Raw genomic sequence first — 15,931 nt, forward strand, 5'->3', positions numbered from 1 at the left:
GGTCCCCCAGCACGGGCCGAAGCGCCCTCGCGACCGCTGACCCGAGGTGCGACGGTGAAGGTGAGCCTCCAGTGCCGCACGCTTTCGGCGGCCCCGTGAAAGGCGGTGGGGACAATGACACTTCCTCTGGTGGTGGGCGTGGACGGATCGGACTCGTGCCTGCTGGCGGTCGACTGGGCCGTGGACGAAGCCGCCCGTCATGGTGTTCCGCTCAGGCTGGTGTACGCCTCCTTGTGGGTGCGCTACGAGGCGGGTCTCCCCTCGGTGGACCCGGAGCGGCCCTCCGAGCAGGTGCTGGCCGAGCACATCGTGGCTTCGGCGGCCGATCGGGCCGAACGGCGCAACCCGGAGGTGAAGGTCACCACCGACATCGTTCCGGAGGACGCCGCGGCCGCTCTCGTGAGCGCGGGCGACGAGGCGTTCGCGCTGGTGACGGGTTCGCGTGGCCGTGGTGAGCTCAAGGGTCTGCTGCTGGGGTCGGTCGGTCTCGGCGTGTCCGCCCGAGCGCACTGTCCGGTGGTCGTGGTCCGGGGGGATCGCACGGGCCTGGCCGGTACGCATGAGCGGATCGTGCTCGGCCTGGGCGAATCGGACACGACCGCGGAGGCTGTGCGTTTCGCCTTCCGCGAGGCCGAGGTGCGAGGGTGCGTTCTCGACGTCGTGCGGGCCTGGCGCACGCCTGCCTACGACAGGCACGGCGACCGGTTGCTGCCCGGCGGACCGGCGGACACGTACGAGGAGAGCGCCACCGCCGTGATCGACGCTCTTCTCAAGGCGGCGAGCGCCGAGCATCCGCAGGTCCGGACGCGCCGGTCGGCCGTTGAAGGACCGGCCGGCAAGGTACTCGTTGACCGGTCGGCGGCTGCGGACCTCGTGATCGTCGGGGCACGCCGTAGGACAGGCCGCTTCGGACTCCAGCTCGGCCGCGTGAACCATGCGCTGCTGCACCATGCGCAGTGCCCGGTCGCGGTCGTGCCGCAAAGGCAGTGAGCGCGCTCCGCGGCATGTCTACGCTTCCACTCACTCCTCTGGGCTTGGCGCCGTCCCGGCCCCGCGCTCTCCGCCCGACAGACCCCGCACCCTGAAGGTGTCGACGCCCCAGGCCTTCCTCGCTGACGGCGGCAGGACACCGCAGTCAGAGCCACGGCCAGGCGTGACATCGTCGTTGCTGCGGCTGAGGCGTTCGCGCAGCTTCAGCAGGCCGACGTATGCGGCGGCTCCCTGGTTGACCTCCAGCATGGGGAGGAGGACCTGCCGGATCAGGTCGCGGCGTGCAGCCGGCGAAATGACGTTCGCAGTCCTCCACAGGTCCAGGACGGCCCGGTGGTCGGGATATCCGGATGCGCGGGTGCACCTGTCGATCAGCGGCTCTGCCCGTGCATGCGCCGGCAGCGACGGCCAACCGGCTGCGGTCAGCGTCTGCTCCGGCATGTGAGTCCCCGGGCCTCCCGGCAGGTCCCTCCAGAAGCCGAACCGAGATGCGAGAAGGACCACCGCGAAGAGGTCGGTGAACTGCGCGACCAGCCGACGCCACACCTGGCCGCGGCTTGGGTCCGGCAGCTCGTCGGGGCCGTAGCGGTTCCGCCGCACGGCTGTCTCGGCCTCCGTCGAACCGCGGAGTGAGCTTCCCAGGGTGGCGATGACGTCCGGCACCGGCAGAGCGGAGACGGACGAACGGAGGCGTCTCGCTGATCCGGGGGCGGCGCTGTCGTGACGCCCGTCGGCGGTCCGCCGTCGCGGAGATCGACCGTCCTCTGCCGAGCCGATTCAGGGCTCATGGGCGCCTCCGGTCTCCGGAGGCGGGCCGGGCGGCTCCTGCAGGACGCTCCAGGCGACCGGCCCCAGCAGGTCGGCGAGCCGCCGGAAGACGTCGAGGAGCAGGTCGTCGACCGTCAGGACGCCCACCACCCGGCCTGCGTCGAGGACCGGAAGGCGGCGCACCCCTGTGCGGCGGAACGTCCGGTAGGCCACCTCCAGCTTGTCGGTGGCTTCAACCGTGATGACACGTGGCGACATGACCGCGTCCACCGAGGCCTGCGGATCCAGGCTGCCGCCCATGCCGCGTACGGCGAGGTCGCGGTCGGTGACTACGCCGTGCAGAGTTCCGTCCTCGACCACGAGGACGGAACCGACGGCGCACTCGCCCATCAGCCGGGTCACCTCGGCCAGGGAGACACGGGGTCCGACGCACACTGGAGGAACGGTCATCACCTCGGAGACCTTCACGCGACCACTCCTCGATGTCCGGTCTGTCCTAGGGGGCCGCTCAGAGGATGTCGAGCAGATCGGCCACCGGGCGCCGTGGGCTCGCGGGGCCTTCGGGGCCGTAGCCGAGCCGGATCACCATCTGGACATGTGCCATCGACGAGACGGGGTCGCGGATGATCCATCGGATCTGCGGCCATTCCAGGGGCTGGGAGGTGACCGAGGCGACGAGCCCGTCCGTCGTGGCCCGGAGCAGCACCCGCTCCAGTGCCTGGCCGGCCACGAGCCAGTCCGCAGGCTCGTCGCGGGACGTGCCCAGCAGGGCGATGTTCGGGTTCTTCTCGAAGGGCGCCCAGCCACGTCCGGGCATCGGACGGCCGGCGGCGAAGTCGCGCACGGGAGCCGAGGTGCCGCGCTGCCGAGGACCGAACGCCTCACCCGGGATGCCGTCGGTCATTCCAGCGGCGTGAGGCAGTTCGGTGTGCGTCCAGCGCGCCGTTTCCTCACGCACGTCCGGCGCATGCGACTCTCTGTCCTCCGCGTCCCGCACCAGCTCCAGGATCGATTGCACATGCCATGCTCCGGGGAACAACAGCTGAGCCCCCTCGTCATGGGCCGCTTCGGACAGCCCCTCCAGCACCGCGCCGGGGATTTCCTCGTCGCGGAAGGGCAGCCGGCTGCAGTGGCGGCGCCGGATCGCAGGGCCCAGCTGGGCGAGCGCCCCGTCGGGCGGTCCGGTGCCGCACAGATGCACTTCTGCGAGGAACTCCGGGGAGGCCGGGTCGGGCAGCAGGCGGACGAGCGGCGCCAGGCCCGCCGCCGCGGCGGCCGCGCGCAGGTTCAGCAGCGCGGCGCCGCACCCGATGTGCAGGCCCCGGCGCTCCGGGTCGGTTCGCGGCAGGCCGCGCTTCAGGTCGGCGTACAGGCGGAGGACGCCCAGGTCCCGTAGGTAGCGGAAGGCCCAGGGCTGCGCGTTGTGCAGGGAGGGCGCAGCGGCGGCGTCTGCCACGAGTGTGGTGACGGTCTCCACGTCGAGAGGTTCTGTGGTCACGGCGGGTTCCCTTCGTACCGGACCTTTGGGTTTCACCCTGGTGCCGGGACGGCGGTGACAGGGCAGGCGGCGTGGTGCAACACGTCTTGGCTGACAGAGCCCAGCAGCATGCCGAAGAAGTCTCCACGGCCCCGGGTCCCCACCACCAGTCCCAGCGACGGTATGGCTTCCCGCCCGCCACAGCCCCTGGTGGGCACGCCTTCGACATGGACCAGGCGTATCGGCAACCGCCGACGGGCAACCTCGTCGGCCACCCAGGCCAGCGCCATCCGATGGCTGGGATCAGGATCGGGACCCGCCACGATCCGTCGGGGGTCAGCGGGCCCGGGCATGGCCGCCTCCGGCCGGCAGATGGCGGATGTACGCATCAGGACCGGGGAGGTGAAGTACAGCGTCCCCCGTCCGCTGTCCGCCCGGCGCACGTCGTAGGGCGGGCTGCCGTCCGGGTGACGGAGGCCGACGATCGCACCGTCTCGTGCGATGACTCCGGCCGTGGTCCCCCGTACGGTGGTCTCGTCGCCGACGCGGGCGCGCATCAAGGAGCCAGCGGCCTCGGGGCCGGTAGTCGGTAGGTCGTGGTCGTTCTCCAGTGGTGCGGGAGCGGACATCGCCCTCGTCTCCTCCCTGCGGTGGCGCGGAGGGGAACCGCCGCCGCTTCCATGGAAGTCCTCGGCACTGTCGTCCTGCCAGGGGCCGTTGGTCCCGGTGGCGGTCCTGTCGGCCCCCGCGAGCGGCCGACCGGTCAGGGCGGTCACGTCGGGCTGCCCGGGGCGGCGGAAGACCTGTTCGCGGCCCCGGGCCGCGGCCTTCGCCGAAGAAAGTCGGGCCCGTGCGCGCCGGACTGGAGGTGCCGGCCGGCCGCACGACAGCCGAGGCGGTACGGCGATGTCCACGCCGGCACACACGGGACGCGAACCCGCGCAGCGCCTCCGCCCATCGGGAGGTCCAGTCGGCGATCAGAACGACGTCGAGACCCGTGCCGCGGAAGTACTCGGCGACCGTCGCGCCCGTGTGCACACCGGCCGCGCGGGCCAGCACCCGTCCCCGGTACGCGGATCGGTCAGCTGCTCCAGCTCATGGAGCTGACTGGGCGGATGTCCTCGGCGACACTGGCCCGGCTGGTGGCGGAGGTCGAGGGGATCTTCGACGTCGTCGAGGTGAAGAACCTGCTCACCGCCGCCTGACGCCGGCGACTCTCAGCGGGAGGAACGGTCCGTGTCTCTGTGGGAGTCGTGGTGGTCGGATTCGTGCTGGTCCAAGTGGGAGGCGAGGACCGCCGCCTGGACGCGGCGCTGCACGCCCAGTTCGGCCAGCAGCCGTGAGATGTGGTTCTTGACGGTCTTCTCGGACAGGTACAGTTTCCTGCCGATCTCGCGGTTGGTCAGACCGTCGCCGATCAGCGTGAGAATGTCGCGTTCTCGGGGCGACAGGGCGGCCAGTTCCGGAGGCAGCGACGGCGCCTCGGCCGGATCGGCCCTGAGGGAGCGCATGAGGCGGGCGGTCGTCGCCGGGTCCAGCATCGACTGCCCCGAGGCGACGGTACGCACCGCCGACACGAGGTCGGAGCCCTTGATCTGCTTCAGCGCGTATCCGGACGCCCCGGCCATGATGGCGTCCAGCAGGGCCTCCTCGTCGTCGAAGGAGGTGAGCATCAGGCACGCCAGTTCCGGCATCCGGTCGCGCAGCTCGCGGCAGACCGTGATGCCGTCGCCGTCGGGCAGGCGGACGTCGAGCACGGCGACGTGCGGTCGCAGGGCGGGGCCCCGGGTGAGCGCGTGTTCGGCGGTGTCCGCGTCGCCGACCACGGTGATGTCCGGTTCGGCGTCCAGGAGGTCGGTCAGGCCGCGTCGTACCACCTCGTGGTCGTCGAGCAGGAACACGCGGACGGGGTTCTGCTCGGTGAAAGTGCGTGTCTCGGCCATGGAGACCTCGATTCCGCCGACGATGGCACATTGCCGACATGTCCTGGACGTCATTGCCGACATGCCCTAGACGTCGATCATCAGCTGACGGTGCAGGTTGCACCAGGGCCGACCGGCCCCAGTCATCTCGTGGCATCGCCTCCGGTCACTGCGTCCGGCTGCCACGCGCGAGGTCGAACTCCACGTCCACCACCCCTTCGACCGACCTGACCAGGCGCGCGGCCACCGGAACGAGGGCGGTGTCGCGGAACCGCCCGGTGAGCGTCACGACGCCGTCGTGCACCTCCACCTGGACGGTCGACGACGGGCACGGAAAGAGGTACGACGCGATCTCGTGCCGCACCTCCTCGGCGATGTCCTCGTCGTCACGCAGGAAGACCTTGAGCAGGTCGGCCCGGCTGACGACGCCCGCCAGCAGCCCGGCCTCGTCCACCACGGGCAGCCTCTTGACCCCCTCGCGCGCCATGACGCGCGCCGCCTCGGCGAGCGTGGCGCCGGCCCGGACCGTGACGGCGGGGGAGGACATCAAGTCCCCTGCGGTGAGGGCGGCGGCCTTGGCCACGTCGACGGGCTGACGCAGTCCGAGACCGCCCGCATCGGGGTCGTCCCGGAGTTCCTCCTTGGGCAACAGGTCGGCTTCGGAGACCACGCCGACCACCCGGCCCTCGCCCTCGATCACGGGCAGGGCGCTGATCTGCCAGTCCTGCATCAGCTGCACGATCTCCTTGAAGGGGGCCCGGCGGCCGACGGCAGCGACCGTCTGGGTCATGCAATCGCTGACGGCGAACGGAGTACCGTGCATGATCACTCCACAGGGGCCTCGAATGGGTGTCCGGCTCCTTCCAGGGTGTGCCGGGAGGCCGGCGGCGGGTCAGGGGCCGCCCGGCCCCCGGATGGCCCGTCCGGCTGTCTCAGGGCAGAGGGTCGGCCGGTCCCCGAACGGGCCGTGTGGCCCCTGACGCGGCCGGGGATGCCGGCGCCACGCTGATGGCGGAACCCTCGCACCCGGAGGTGGGGACCATGTCCCGCACCGTCACCGTCGGTCTCGACGACTCGCCCGAAAGCCGGGCCGCTGCCGAGTGGGCGGCTCGCGAAGCGCTGCTGCGCGGCCTGCCTCTGAAGATCGTGCATGTCCAGGAGCCGACGCCCAAGTACGTGGCCCGCACTGCGTTGCTGGACCTGGACGGGTACCAGCACTGGGCTCAGCAGTTGACACACGAGTCCGCGGAGGGGATCCGGCTGCGCCATCCGGGCATCGAGGTGATCACCGAGCAGCTCACGGGGACTGTGGCCGACGTCCTCTGTGAGGCTGCGGGCTTCGCCGACGTGCTGGTCCTGGGGGCGCGGGCCCTCAGTGGACTACGGGGGTTCATCGTCGGCTCGGTGAGTCTCGGGATCGTGGCCCGCGCCGAGCGCCCGGTGGTGCTGGTCCGCGCGGAGGAGCAGGCCGCCGACGAGCACGGGACGGACCCGGCGGGCGTACCGCCCGCAGCGGCGCCGTTCCCTCCCGTCGTGCTGGGCCTCGACATCGATCAGCCGGACGACACGCTGCTGGAGTTCGCCTTCGACGCGGCAGCCCGCCGGAATACTGCCCTACGGGCCGTCCACGCCTGGCCCGAACCGCCCACGTCCTTCTACCGGTTCCCCGGTGACGCGGAACTCCACGACACGCTCGAGCGCGGACAGGCCTCCCTGCTGAGCAAGGTGTTGCGTCCCTGGCGGCAGAAGTTCCCGGACGTCGAGGTGATCGAGGTGAGCCGATGCGGCAGCGCCGCGCAGGTCCTCGTGAGCGACTCCCGTGACGCCTCCCTGGTCGTCGTCGGCCGGCGCATCCGCACCGGCTCGTTCGGCGCCCACATCGGCCACGTCACGCACTCGGCCCTGCACCACGTCACCGCCCCCGTCGCGGTCGTCGCGCACGGCTGAGTCGCCGCCCCGAAGAGGAGAACCCATGAAGGCATCAGCCGCACGGGCCTTCGGTGAGCCCGTGGACCCCCCGATCGTCGTCGGTGTCGACGGCTCCGAGCCGAGCCTGAGAGCCGTGGAGTGGGCTGCCGACGAGGCGGCCCTGCGCGGGGCGTCACTCCGACTGGTCTACGCCTCGCTCTGGGAGCGCTACGAGGGCATGTCCCTTGCCCACGATCTCGGTAAGCCCTCGGAGGAGGTGATGGCCGAGGACATCGTGGAGACCGCCGAGCGGCGCGCCCGTCACCGGCAACCAGACGTGAAGATCACCACTGATGTGCTGCCCGAGGAGGCCGAGTACGGCCTGATCCGGGAGACCCGGAGCGCCCTCGCCATGGTCCTGGGCTGCCGAGGCCGCAACGGTGTGACCGAGGCACTGCTCGGCTCCGTGAGCGTCACAGTGGCCGGCCACGCGCACTGCCCGCTGATCGTGCTGCGCGGAAGCCACGACAACCAGGCGGGACCCGGTGCACGCGGCCGCATAGTCCTGGGGGTGAGCGAGAAGGAGGCAGGCTCGGCCGCCGTACGGTTCGCGGTCGAGGAGGCTCTGCTGCGCGACGTCCCGCTGGAGGCCGTGCGGGCCTGGCGTCGACCGCTGCACGAGCCCCCTGCCCATCCGCTGATCGTCGGAGAACCCGCCCACCTGCAGGAGCGCCAAGCCGCGGAAATGGTGGAGGAGGCGCTGCGGGACATCCCGGCCGGCCTGCGGGCGCACCGCCGTACGATCGAGGGCTTCCCCCGCGACGCGTTGCTTGCCGCATCCCGCGAAGCCGATCTGTTGGTCGTCGGCGCCCGGCGCCGCCAGGGTCACTTCGGGCTCCAACTGGGCCGCGTCGCCCATGGGGTGCTGCACCACGCGGCCTGCCCGGTGGCCGTGGTACCGGAGCCCACCTGAGCCTGCCCGCACAGTCAGCGGTCACCGCGGCGGGCAGCGCGTTGAAGACGGCCAGGAGGATGGTGATCACGGCCAGCCGGGCGACCGCCTCGACCACGAGCCCGGAGGCCTCCAAGGCGTCCAGCCCCACGGCAAAGCCCGCGACGACGCCACCGGCCAGCACCCTGGTGAGCGGGCCCACGGCGGCGATGCGCAGCTCCGTGGCCGGGCCGCGGCCTCCCTGCGCAGGCGCGCCGCGCCGCCCAGCATCCACAGGGTGATGCCGTCGACCTGCACGCCGTTGCGGTGGCCACAAGGGTGACGTGCCCAGGTGCGCCCCGGCACGGTACTGGGCCACGAGGCGGTCGGCGAGATCGTCGAGGTGGGGAGCGATGTGCGCACCGTACGCGGGCGGACAGACACCGGGGACAGTGCGTGCGAGCCGACACCGGCATGGTCACGGGACGCAAGATCACTGTGTGAGCGGCTGCTGCTTCATCACGACCAACGCAGTACGAGTGCGTCGACAGTCGTACCGCCTCCGCCGCGTACGCAAACCGACGTCAGCCGGTTGTCCGTGACGCGCCGCCCGTCTCGGTGAGGAGGACGCCGGTGACCAGCTCGGGGCGGATGCGCACCGCTTGGTCCAGAGGTCCCATCGGCGCCCGGGGCTGCAGCAGGCCACGGATGCGTTCCAGTTCGACCGGGTCGGTCACCAGCTGGGCGTACCCCGTGACGACCACGCTCCAGCCGAGGTGGGTGTCCGGGTCGATGGCATCGGCCTCGTACGCCACGACGACGCCTGTGCTGTCGGTTTGCTGTGCGTGAGACGTGAGCGCGGCACCCTCGTGGGTGCGGATGACGATGTCCCCGTCGTCCAGGACGTGGTCGACCGGGCGGACGGTGGGCAGAGCCTGCCGGGTGAAGACGATCCTTCCCAGCGACACGCTGCCCAGCAACCGCAGCGCCTCGGCGTGGCCGAGCTCGATGCGCCGATGTGCTCGCGTCTCACCGGCTGCCATGACGTGCCTCTCTTCCGCTGCCGGTCGGGTCCATGCCGGTGAAGGGACCGTGGGCCTCTGTCACCTGCTGTCACTGGTGTCCGTGTCCGTCAGCGCCGCCCGGCCCGCCTCGAGACGGGCCACCGGAACCCGGAATGGCGTGAGGTCGTTGGTGCCGAAGGGGAAGAACTCGGCCTCCTCGGCGATCCGGCCGGCCGTGAGCGCCGCCCGGAGCAGTTCGGTCATCGTGCCGACCGGACAGTGGACGGGGGTGCCGGTCTCCTCACCGACCTGGGCCAGAACGCGGGCCACCTCCTCGCGGGCGAGCCGCAGTTCCTCGACGGCTCCGACGAGCGGCACCATGACCTCCGCATGGGGGGAGCCACCCGCTCGGGTGCGCTCGACGACCGCCTCGGCGATCGCCCGCACCTGCATCGCGACCAGTCCCGGAACCACCAGGCCGAGCCGCACGCCCCGCAGGCCGAGCATCGGGTTCTCCTCATGCATCCGGTTCACCGCTGCCAGCGACACCATGACGCCCCTCCTCGACTTCGAGCTCTCGCTCCCTCCCAGCCTGGGAGGGAGCGAGACGCCGGGGTAGGTGCCCTCCGTCCCACACGGTGGGCCGACCGGCCCTGAGGGGCGAGAGCGTATCCCGTGCCGCCGGGGGACGACGGTCCCCGGACGCCTGGTACGGCCGTGCTGCATCTATCGGCAGAGGCTGGCTAAGGTGGGTAGCAACCGCGACAGTCCGGACTCGTGTGCGAGGGGGCATGGAGGTCGTGGCAAGCGCAGAAAAGCCCCGTGTACCACTGCCGCAGCTGAAGCTCGACGAGCTGCTGGAGGAGCTGCAGGCCCGGATCGCTGCGGCCCGCGGCACCCAGGACCGGGTGCACAGCCTGCTCGAGGCGGTGCTCTCCGTCGGCCGCGAACTGGACCTCGAACAGGTACTGCACTCCATCGTTGAGGCGGCCGCCGTGCTCGTCGACGCCGAATACGCCGCCCTCGGCGTCATCGGACCCGACGGCAGATCCCTCTCGGCCTTCCTCACTGTCGGGGTGACCGAGGAGCAGATCGCCGGGATCGGCCCCTTCCCCGAGGGCCATGGCATTCTCGGTGAAGTGATCCGGCACCCGGAGCCGCTGAGACTGGAGAAGATCTCCCAGCACCCGGCCTCGTACGGCTTCCCGGCCCACCACCCACCCATGAACAGTTTCCTGGGCGTTCCGATCCGGGTCCGCGATCAGGTTTTCGGCAATCTGTACCTGACCGAGAAGCGCGGGGGAGTGCAGTTCGACGAGGAGGACGAGTCGGTGTTGTCCACGCTGGCCGTAGCGGCCGGCGTGGCGATCGACAACGCTCGGCTGTACGAGGAGTCCCGACTGCGCGAGCGCTGGCTGCGTGCGAACGCCGAGATCACCTACAGCCTGATGTCCGGCAGCGCACGCGCCGAGGCTCTCAAACTGATCGCCGAACGGGCACGCGAGATCATGGGGGCGGCCCTGGCGGCGGTGGCGCTGCCCATGGAGGCCACCGAGTCCCTGGCCGTGGACATCGCCGTCGGCGTGGACGCGGAGGCACACCGGGGACTGGTGCTGCCCCTGTCCGGGACTCTCATGGGTCTTGCCTTCTCCGCTGCCGCGCCGGTGACCAGCGCCGACGTGCGCCAGGACAAGCGGATCTCGCCGGAGCCCCCGCGCTTCCATGGGCTCGGCCCCGCCGTGGCGGTCCCCATCGGCACCGGGGAAGGCGGCGTGCGCGGCGTGGTGCTGGTGGCCCGCGAGGCCGGTGCGCAGGTGTTCTCGGGCAAGGAGACCGAGAAGCTGCAGGGTTTCGCCGCGCAGGCCGCGATCGCGATGGAACTGGCCGAGCGCCGCAAGGACGCCGAGCAGATCGCGGTGCTCCAGGACCGTGACCGGATTGCCCGGGATCTGCATGACCTGGCCATCCAGCGGCTCTTCGCGACCGGCATGACGCTGCAGAGCGCGGGCCGCTTCATCGGACATCCCGAGGCCGCCGAGCGGGTGCAGCGGGCCGTGGACGACCTGGACGAGACCATCAAGATCATCAGGTCGGCCATCTTCGGGCTGCGGTCTCGCGAGGGTGCCGCCGATACGGGGCTGCGGGCCCGGGTCGTGCGCGTGGTCGACGAGGAAACCCCCGTGCTGGGATTTCCGCCGAGTGTGCGCATGGAGGGCCTCGTCGACACGGATGTGCCGGACGAGATCGCCGACCACATCGTGGCAGTCCTGTCCGAGGCTCTCACCAACATCGCCCGCCATGCCCGCGCCGACCGGGCTCAGGTCGCCGTCGCGACCGATGGCCGGGAGGTGTGCCTCACGGTCTCGGACAACGGTGTGGGCATCGCGCCGGACGGCCGGCGCAGCGGGCTGCGCAACATGGCCGAGCGTGCCGAACAGCTGGGCGGGCACTTGGACATGCCCAGCTCTGAGGGGGGCGGTGCCACATTGCGCTGGCGGGTGCCCCTGCCCGGCCCGTAGGACACCGGGCACTCCCCTCGCGCCGGTCGGGGACCAGCCGGGCCGGTGTCCAGGGGCCCATCGACATGGGCCCAGTCGGCCTATGTCCCGCGACGGCCCGTCGGGGCAGCCTGAAGGTGTCGCACAACCCCACCCAGCCCACTGGAGGACGCCATGGACGGCACTCCCACCGTCGTGAGTGACGTGATGACCCGCAGGGTCGTCGCCCTGCGCACGGGGGCGGCCTTCAAGGACATCGTGCGGGCCATGCAGGAGTGGCGCGTCAGCGCCCTCCCTGTGCTGGACGCCGGTGGACGCGTCGTCGGCGTCGTCTCCGAGGCCGATCTGCTGCCCAAGGAGGAGTACAGCGAGGGCGACGTGGGCCGGTACGGGCAGGTGCAGCACCTTGCAGAGGTGCACAAGGCGGACGCGGTGACCGCTGGTGAGCTCATGTCGACTCCAGCAGTCGCTGTGACGCCCGACGCCACTCTCGCCTGTGCCGCGCGCGTCATGGCTCGCAGAGCAGTCAAGCGCCTGCCGGTGGTCGGCCCTGACGGCACTCTGCGGGGCATCGTCAGCCGGTCCGACCTGCTGAAGGTCTTCCTGCGGGACGACGAAGCCATTGCCGAGGACGTCCGGGACGAGGTTGTGGCACGGCTCTTCGGGACACCCGCGGAAGCGGTCCGGGTCGATGTGCGCGACGGCGTCGTGACCCTCACCGGCCGGGTTCGCGAGACCGCTCTGGTTCCGCTTGCCGCCCGCCTCGCTCGGGCCGTGGCGGGCGTGGTGGACGTGCACTGCGCGTTCGACGGTTCGCCCCGCCGTCCGGACTCCGACCAGGATCTGGCGGACCCGCAACGGCCGGCCCCTGCCTGACGGAGGGGGACCGCATGCCGGGGCGGGGCGGACCGACGGCACGTTCCCACGACCGTGACCGGCGAGGCTGTGGTGCCGGCGGAACAACCCGCTCAAGCGACACAGCAGAGGCCGATCAGCAACGGCTGGCAGTGAGAGGCACGGCAGCAGCAGTCACAGGGCAACGGCCGGATCCCCACGGCCGATCGAGCTTGCCGGTCGGACGCTTCGACGGCGTCACCCGGCGGCGGTGAGTCGGCAGTCCACGCCCACGACCCCTTCCACGCCCTGGACGAGGCGCGCGGCCAGGGGGATCCGTGCGGCGTCCCCGACGCGTCCCGTGAGGGTCGCGACGCCGTCGCTGACGATGATGTGCACGGGCTCGACCGGGGCCGGGAAGAGAACGTCGACGATGTCGCGGCGGATCTCGTCCGCCAGATCGTTGTCGGGTCGCAGGAACACCGTCAGCAGATCCCCGCGACTGACCACGCCTTCGAGGATGCCCTCGGCGTTCACCACGGGCAGCCGTTTGACGTGCCGCAAGGCCATGATTCGTGCCGCCTCGGCGAGCGTGGCGTCTGAATGGACGGTGACGGCCGGGGTGCTCATCAGCTCCTCGGCGGACACCGCCCCGGCCCTGGCCAGATCGGTCAGGCGGCGCAGTTGGGTGAAGCGGTCCGGGTCGCTGTCCCGGAACTCCTCTTTCGGCAGCAGGTCGGCTTCTGAGACCACCCCGATCACCCGCCCGTCACCCTCCAGCACGGGAAGGGCGCTGATCTTCCACTGCTTCATACGTGCGACGATGTCCTTGAACAGAGCCTTGCGGCCCACCGCGACGACGGCATGCGTCATCACGTCACCCACCCGGTGCGGGCTGCTCTCCACGCCTTCCTGCCAGAGCCGTTCTGCCGGGCGGAGCGGGCGGGCGGTCACACCAGGTCACCGCTGCCATAAGGGGCGTACAGGTCGAGCAGCCGGACCCGGGTGGCGTGCAGCCGCTGGGCGGCCACACGTCCCACCCACACCGCTACGGCCCGTCCGAACGCGGGATCCGCAGCGCACATCGCGCGCACCGCCTCGGCGTCGAACTCCCAGGCCCGCACCGGGGTCATCGCCTCGGCGCCCAGGTGCCAGAGATAGGGCGGGAAGTGCCAGGACCAGCCGACCAGTTCGCCGTGCCCGAGCGACTCGACGACGGCCGGCCTGCGACCGGGCACATGCAGATCGAGGGCGATGGTTCCGGTGCGGACGATCCAGAAACGTTCGGCGTGCCGACCCTCCTCGAACAGACGTGCCCCGGCCTCGAAGGAGACCTCGCGGGCGAGGCGCATCAGCCGTTCGCGGTGCACAGGCTCGAGCGCCGTGCTCATGGTGGTTGCGGAGGTCATCGCATGGGCTCCCTTCATGGGTCGTCGATTCCCATCGTGCGCGACCTCGGGGTCCGGCACCACGGGCCGCCCGGACCCAGTGGTGGGCCCTTCGGCTCCTACCGAACGGGTGTCGCCGGGCCGCGCCCATCCACCCGAACCGCGTGCACCCCTCGGCTGCATCGATTCCCCTCGGCTGAACGCGCGGCGGGCGGAGGGCCGCGGTGCATCGCGATCGGTCACCCGGAGCGGGCAGGCGTTCCGGTTGACGCCGCTGAGACACCGCGCTTACTGTCGAGCAGCTTCCATTCTCCGGATAGCAAATTCCGCTAAATGGAAGTGTAGTTGAGACTGTGGAATCAGGAGGTGTCATGCAGAACTCCAAGGGTCCAGGAGCCCTCGCCCCCATCGCCGCGTCCAAGGACCGGTTCGTCGCCACCGTCGCCGCCCTCAGCAACGCCCAGGTCGCAGGCGGCACCCTGGTACCGCCGTGGACCCGCGGCCATGTCATCACCCACGTCGCGCGCGCCGCGGACAGCCTCTGCAGGCTGCTCGACTGGGCGCGCACCGGTGTGGAGACACCCCAGTACGCGAGCATGGACGCCCGCGCCGCGGAGATCGAAGCCGGGGCCGGGCGGCCGGCCGCCGATCTGGTCGCCGACGTCGAAGACAGTGCCGCACGCTTCGGGGCGGCGGTACGCTCCCTGCCCCCGGCGGCCTGGCACGCCGAGGTCCGGATGCGCACCGGCGAGCTCCGCACGCCTGCGACGCTGATACCCACCTGGCTGCGTGAACTGGAGATCCATCACGCCGATCTGGATGCCGGCTACGGCTTCTCGGACATCCCGGCCCGAGCCGCACGGTGGATCATTGAGGACATCGCCGACGCAATCGCCCGACGACAGGACACTCCCGCGCTGCGCCTGCAGGCGACAGACAGCGGCCTCGCCCGCACTCTGGGGTCGGGCGACGGCCCCACGGTCAGTGGACGGCAGGCCGACCTCCTCGCCTGGCTCAGCGGCCGCTCCCGCGGTACGGGACTCACCGCGTCCGGCGCGGGCGAGGTGCCGTCGGCACCTTTCTGGATCTGATCCGGCCCCACGGGCGAGGTGGAGCAGGCGGCGAACAGCGCGATCGCCAGCCGGCCGACGCGTTCCCAGCCGGCCACCCCGTCCACTTCGACATCCAGGTCCCCAACGCCTCCAAGGGCGCCACGGCCGACCGGACCGTCTTCACCCTCAGGACCCCCGGCGGCGGCATCATCCCCGGCAACCAGGAAGCCGACGGCAAGGTTTCCGTCGACTTCGGCACCCGGATCGGCCCCGTGCAGCCCGGCGCCTGACCTGCACCACAAGCGAAGACCGACCGCGTGCGGCCGCCACCCGACGGTGGCGGGCCGCACCCGACTGTGCGAGGGCATACGCGCGCGGCGCCCGCCGCTCCGGACGACCATCGGGGCGCGGTTGCCGGGAAGACACCCCCACGGGAGAGGGAAGCGCCACCCGCGGTTGCGCCGGCCGATCACTCCAGGGCTCCCTGCGCAGGTCTCCTCCGCGCCGGTGCAGGCGCGCGGTGCCCGGCGACGCAGCGCTCGCGGGCCGCCAGAATCCTCTCGGGGCAACGGGTCTCTCACGTCGGAACGCCGCAGGGCAGAGCAGTATCGTTTTGCTACTGGTGTTGTTTCCCGACCACAAGGAGGAGCTGTGGCAAAACCGACCCGACCGGTGGTCTTCCAGCACGGACAAGCGTTCCTGGCGGCGATCTCGGAACGGTGGAACTATCAGATCCTCCGTGAGGTCTTCTTCGGCGTCCACCGGTTCGGCGAACTCAAACGCGGGCTCGGCATCTCGGCGACCATGCTCACGGCACGCCTGAACGACCTCGTCGAACTCGGCCTGTTGGAGAAGCATGCGTACCGGGAGGACAAGCCCTGGTACGAATACCGGCTCACCGACGGCGCACGGGAACTGGTGGTGCCGGCCATCGTGGCGGTCACCCGCTGGGCGGAGATCCACACCGATGGAGAGACGGTGGCGGCGCGGTCGTTGTTGCACGCGTCCTGCGGACACGAGACGGAGCCCTACCTTGCCTGCAGCCACTGCCACCAGCCCATCGGGGCGGCCGACCTGCGCCCGCTGTGGGCGCGAGCGGAGAAGGGCGCAGCAGAAGATCACCGGCAGTCCGAGGGGAAGTAGTTTTGATTTGCTACTA

Annotated in this window: 16 protein-coding genes and 3 pseudogenes; 8 read left to right on the top strand and 11 right to left on the bottom strand. The window is 71.1% G+C overall.

Annotated features, from left to right (window positions below; all coding sequences use genetic code 11):
* Positions 1–114: 114 nt before the first annotated feature.
* The gene (locus AB0N63_RS16790) at positions 115–990 is read left to right on the top strand and encodes a universal stress protein (protein ID WP_365529678.1); all 876 of its coding nucleotides are present in this window, start codon (positions 115–117) and stop codon (positions 988–990) included.
* A 30-nt stretch (positions 991–1,020) separates the two neighbouring features.
* Here the strand turns inward: AB0N63_RS16790 and AB0N63_RS16795 are convergent, their stop codons facing one another.
* The 7 genes and pseudogenes from AB0N63_RS16795 to AB0N63_RS16825 all read right to left on the bottom strand — a co-directional run bounded on the left by AB0N63_RS16795 (position 1,021) and on the right by AB0N63_RS16825 (position 5,980).
* Positions 1,021–1,653 carry a cation-transporting P-type ATPase gene (locus AB0N63_RS16795; protein WP_365529680.1) on the bottom strand — a complete coding sequence of 211 codons (633 nt, stop codon included), beginning with the start codon at positions 1,651–1,653 and terminating at the stop codon, positions 1,021–1,023.
* 114 nt (positions 1,654–1,767) lie between these two features.
* Complete coding sequence (locus tag AB0N63_RS16800; RefSeq protein WP_365529682.1) at positions 1,768–2,226, bottom strand: CBS domain-containing protein; 459 nt, start codon at positions 2,224–2,226, stop codon at positions 1,768–1,770.
* Between the two features lie 40 nt (positions 2,227–2,266).
* Positions 2,267–3,256, bottom strand: a complete 990-nt coding sequence (locus AB0N63_RS16805; RefSeq protein ID WP_365529684.1) for a nitroreductase — start codon at positions 3,254–3,256, stop codon at positions 2,267–2,269.
* A 32-nt stretch (positions 3,257–3,288) separates the two neighbouring features.
* Entirely contained in the window at positions 3,289–3,864 is a 576-nt protein-coding gene (locus AB0N63_RS16810) for a universal stress protein (protein WP_365529686.1), read from the bottom strand.
* Between the two features lie 346 nt (positions 3,865–4,210).
* A pseudogene (locus AB0N63_RS16815) lies at positions 4,211–4,294 on the bottom strand (hypothetical protein); the annotation flags it as partial.
* 158 nt (positions 4,295–4,452) lie between these two features.
* On the bottom strand, positions 4,453–5,178 hold the full coding sequence (locus AB0N63_RS16820) for a response regulator transcription factor (protein WP_365529687.1): 726 nt from the start codon (positions 5,176–5,178) through the stop codon (positions 4,453–4,455).
* Positions 5,179–5,323: 145 nt separating this feature from the next.
* On the bottom strand, positions 5,324–5,980 hold the full coding sequence (locus AB0N63_RS16825; RefSeq protein ID WP_365529689.1) for a CBS domain-containing protein: 657 nt from the start codon (positions 5,978–5,980) through the stop codon (positions 5,324–5,326).
* A 218-nt stretch (positions 5,981–6,198) separates the two neighbouring features.
* Here AB0N63_RS16825 and AB0N63_RS16830 point away from each other — a divergent pair, with 218 nt between their 5' ends.
* From AB0N63_RS16830 to AB0N63_RS16840, 3 genes and pseudogenes are all read left to right on the top strand, one after another.
* Positions 6,199–7,104 carry a universal stress protein gene (locus AB0N63_RS16830; protein WP_365529691.1) on the top strand — a complete coding sequence of 302 codons (906 nt, stop codon included), beginning with the start codon at positions 6,199–6,201 and terminating at the stop codon, positions 7,102–7,104.
* A gap of 25 nt (positions 7,105–7,129) precedes the next feature.
* Positions 7,130–8,038 carry a universal stress protein gene (locus AB0N63_RS16835; RefSeq protein ID WP_365529693.1) on the top strand — a complete coding sequence of 303 codons (909 nt, stop codon included), beginning with the start codon at positions 7,130–7,132 and terminating at the stop codon, positions 8,036–8,038.
* A 307-nt stretch (positions 8,039–8,345) separates the two neighbouring features.
* Positions 8,346–8,618 (top strand): annotated as a pseudogene (locus tag AB0N63_RS16840) (alcohol dehydrogenase catalytic domain-containing protein); the annotation flags it as partial.
* On the opposite strand, the gene AB0N63_RS16845 reads toward AB0N63_RS16840, so the two are convergent.
* Together AB0N63_RS16845 and AB0N63_RS16850 are read right to left on the bottom strand one after the other, a co-directional pair.
* Positions 8,581–9,039, bottom strand: a complete 459-nt coding sequence (locus AB0N63_RS16845) for a pyridoxamine 5'-phosphate oxidase family protein (protein WP_365529695.1) — start codon at positions 9,037–9,039, stop codon at positions 8,581–8,583. The pseudogene AB0N63_RS16840 and the gene AB0N63_RS16845 sit on opposite strands and share 38 nt — an antisense overlap.
* Positions 9,040–9,099: 60 nt before the next feature.
* Positions 9,100–9,537: pseudogene (locus tag AB0N63_RS16850) on the bottom strand (putative PEP-binding protein); the annotation flags it as partial.
* A 254-nt stretch (positions 9,538–9,791) separates the two neighbouring features.
* Between AB0N63_RS16850 and AB0N63_RS16855 the strand changes: the two are divergent.
* Both AB0N63_RS16855 and AB0N63_RS16860 read left to right on the top strand, forming a co-directional pair.
* Complete coding sequence (locus AB0N63_RS16855) at positions 9,792–11,519, top strand: GAF domain-containing sensor histidine kinase (protein WP_365529697.1); 1,728 nt, start codon at positions 9,792–9,794, stop codon at positions 11,517–11,519.
* 153 nt (positions 11,520–11,672) lie between these two features.
* Positions 11,673–12,374, top strand: a complete 702-nt coding sequence (locus AB0N63_RS16860) for a CBS domain-containing protein (protein WP_365529699.1) — start codon at positions 11,673–11,675, stop codon at positions 12,372–12,374.
* A 216-nt stretch (positions 12,375–12,590) separates the two neighbouring features.
* Here the strand turns inward: AB0N63_RS16860 and AB0N63_RS16865 are convergent, their stop codons facing one another.
* Positions 12,591–13,205, bottom strand: coding sequence for a CBS domain-containing protein (locus AB0N63_RS16865; protein WP_365529701.1), 615 nt, complete (start codon positions 13,203–13,205; stop codon positions 12,591–12,593).
* 77 nt (positions 13,206–13,282) lie between these two features.
* Positions 13,283–13,741, bottom strand: coding sequence for a cyclic nucleotide-binding domain-containing protein (locus AB0N63_RS16870; protein WP_365529703.1), 459 nt, complete (start codon positions 13,739–13,741; stop codon positions 13,283–13,285).
* Between the two features lie 350 nt (positions 13,742–14,091).
* Between AB0N63_RS16870 and AB0N63_RS16875 the strand changes: the two genes are divergently transcribed.
* Positions 14,092–14,811, top strand: coding sequence for a maleylpyruvate isomerase family mycothiol-dependent enzyme (locus tag AB0N63_RS16875; RefSeq protein WP_365529705.1), 720 nt, complete (start codon positions 14,092–14,094; stop codon positions 14,809–14,811).
* Positions 14,812–15,423: 612 nt separating this feature from the next.
* Entirely contained in the window at positions 15,424–15,915 is a 492-nt protein-coding gene (locus AB0N63_RS16880) for a helix-turn-helix domain-containing protein (RefSeq protein ID WP_365529707.1), read from the top strand.
* The last annotated feature ends 16 nt before the right edge of the window (positions 15,916–15,931 follow it).

This window comes from Streptomyces sp. NPDC093260 (assembly GCF_040683715.1).
GTDB lineage: Bacteria > Actinomycetota > Actinomycetes > Streptomycetales > Streptomycetaceae > Streptomyces > Streptomyces sennicomposti.

Coding starts and splice junctions, on each gene's coding strand:
- AB0N63_RS16845 (WP_365529695.1), bottom strand. CDS start 9,039: ATGGCAGCCGGTGAGACGCGAGCACATCGGCGCATCGAGCTCGGCCAC.
- AB0N63_RS16870 (WP_365529703.1), bottom strand. CDS start 13,741: ATGACCTCCGCAACCACCATGAGCACGGCGCTCGAGCCTGTGCACCGC.
- AB0N63_RS16865 (WP_365529701.1), bottom strand. CDS start 13,205: ATGACGCATGCCGTCGTCGCGGTGGGCCGCAAGGCTCTGTTCAAGGAC.
- AB0N63_RS16820 (WP_365529687.1), bottom strand. CDS start 5,178: ATGGCCGAGACACGCACTTTCACCGAGCAGAACCCCGTCCGCGTGTTC.
- AB0N63_RS16825 (WP_365529689.1), bottom strand. CDS start 5,980: ATGCACGGTACTCCGTTCGCCGTCAGCGATTGCATGACCCAGACGGTC.
- AB0N63_RS16830 (WP_365529691.1), top strand. CDS start 6,199: ATGTCCCGCACCGTCACCGTCGGTCTCGACGACTCGCCCGAAAGCCGG.
- AB0N63_RS16875 (WP_365529705.1), top strand. CDS start 14,092: ATGCAGAACTCCAAGGGTCCAGGAGCCCTCGCCCCCATCGCCGCGTCC.
- AB0N63_RS16790 (WP_365529678.1), top strand. CDS start 115: ATGACACTTCCTCTGGTGGTGGGCGTGGACGGATCGGACTCGTGCCTG.
- AB0N63_RS16835 (WP_365529693.1), top strand. CDS start 7,130: ATGAAGGCATCAGCCGCACGGGCCTTCGGTGAGCCCGTGGACCCCCCG.
- AB0N63_RS16810 (WP_365529686.1), bottom strand. CDS start 3,864: ATGTCCGCTCCCGCACCACTGGAGAACGACCACGACCTACCGACTACC.
- AB0N63_RS16855 (WP_365529697.1), top strand. CDS start 9,792: ATGGAGGTCGTGGCAAGCGCAGAAAAGCCCCGTGTACCACTGCCGCAG.
- AB0N63_RS16860 (WP_365529699.1), top strand. CDS start 11,673: ATGGACGGCACTCCCACCGTCGTGAGTGACGTGATGACCCGCAGGGTC.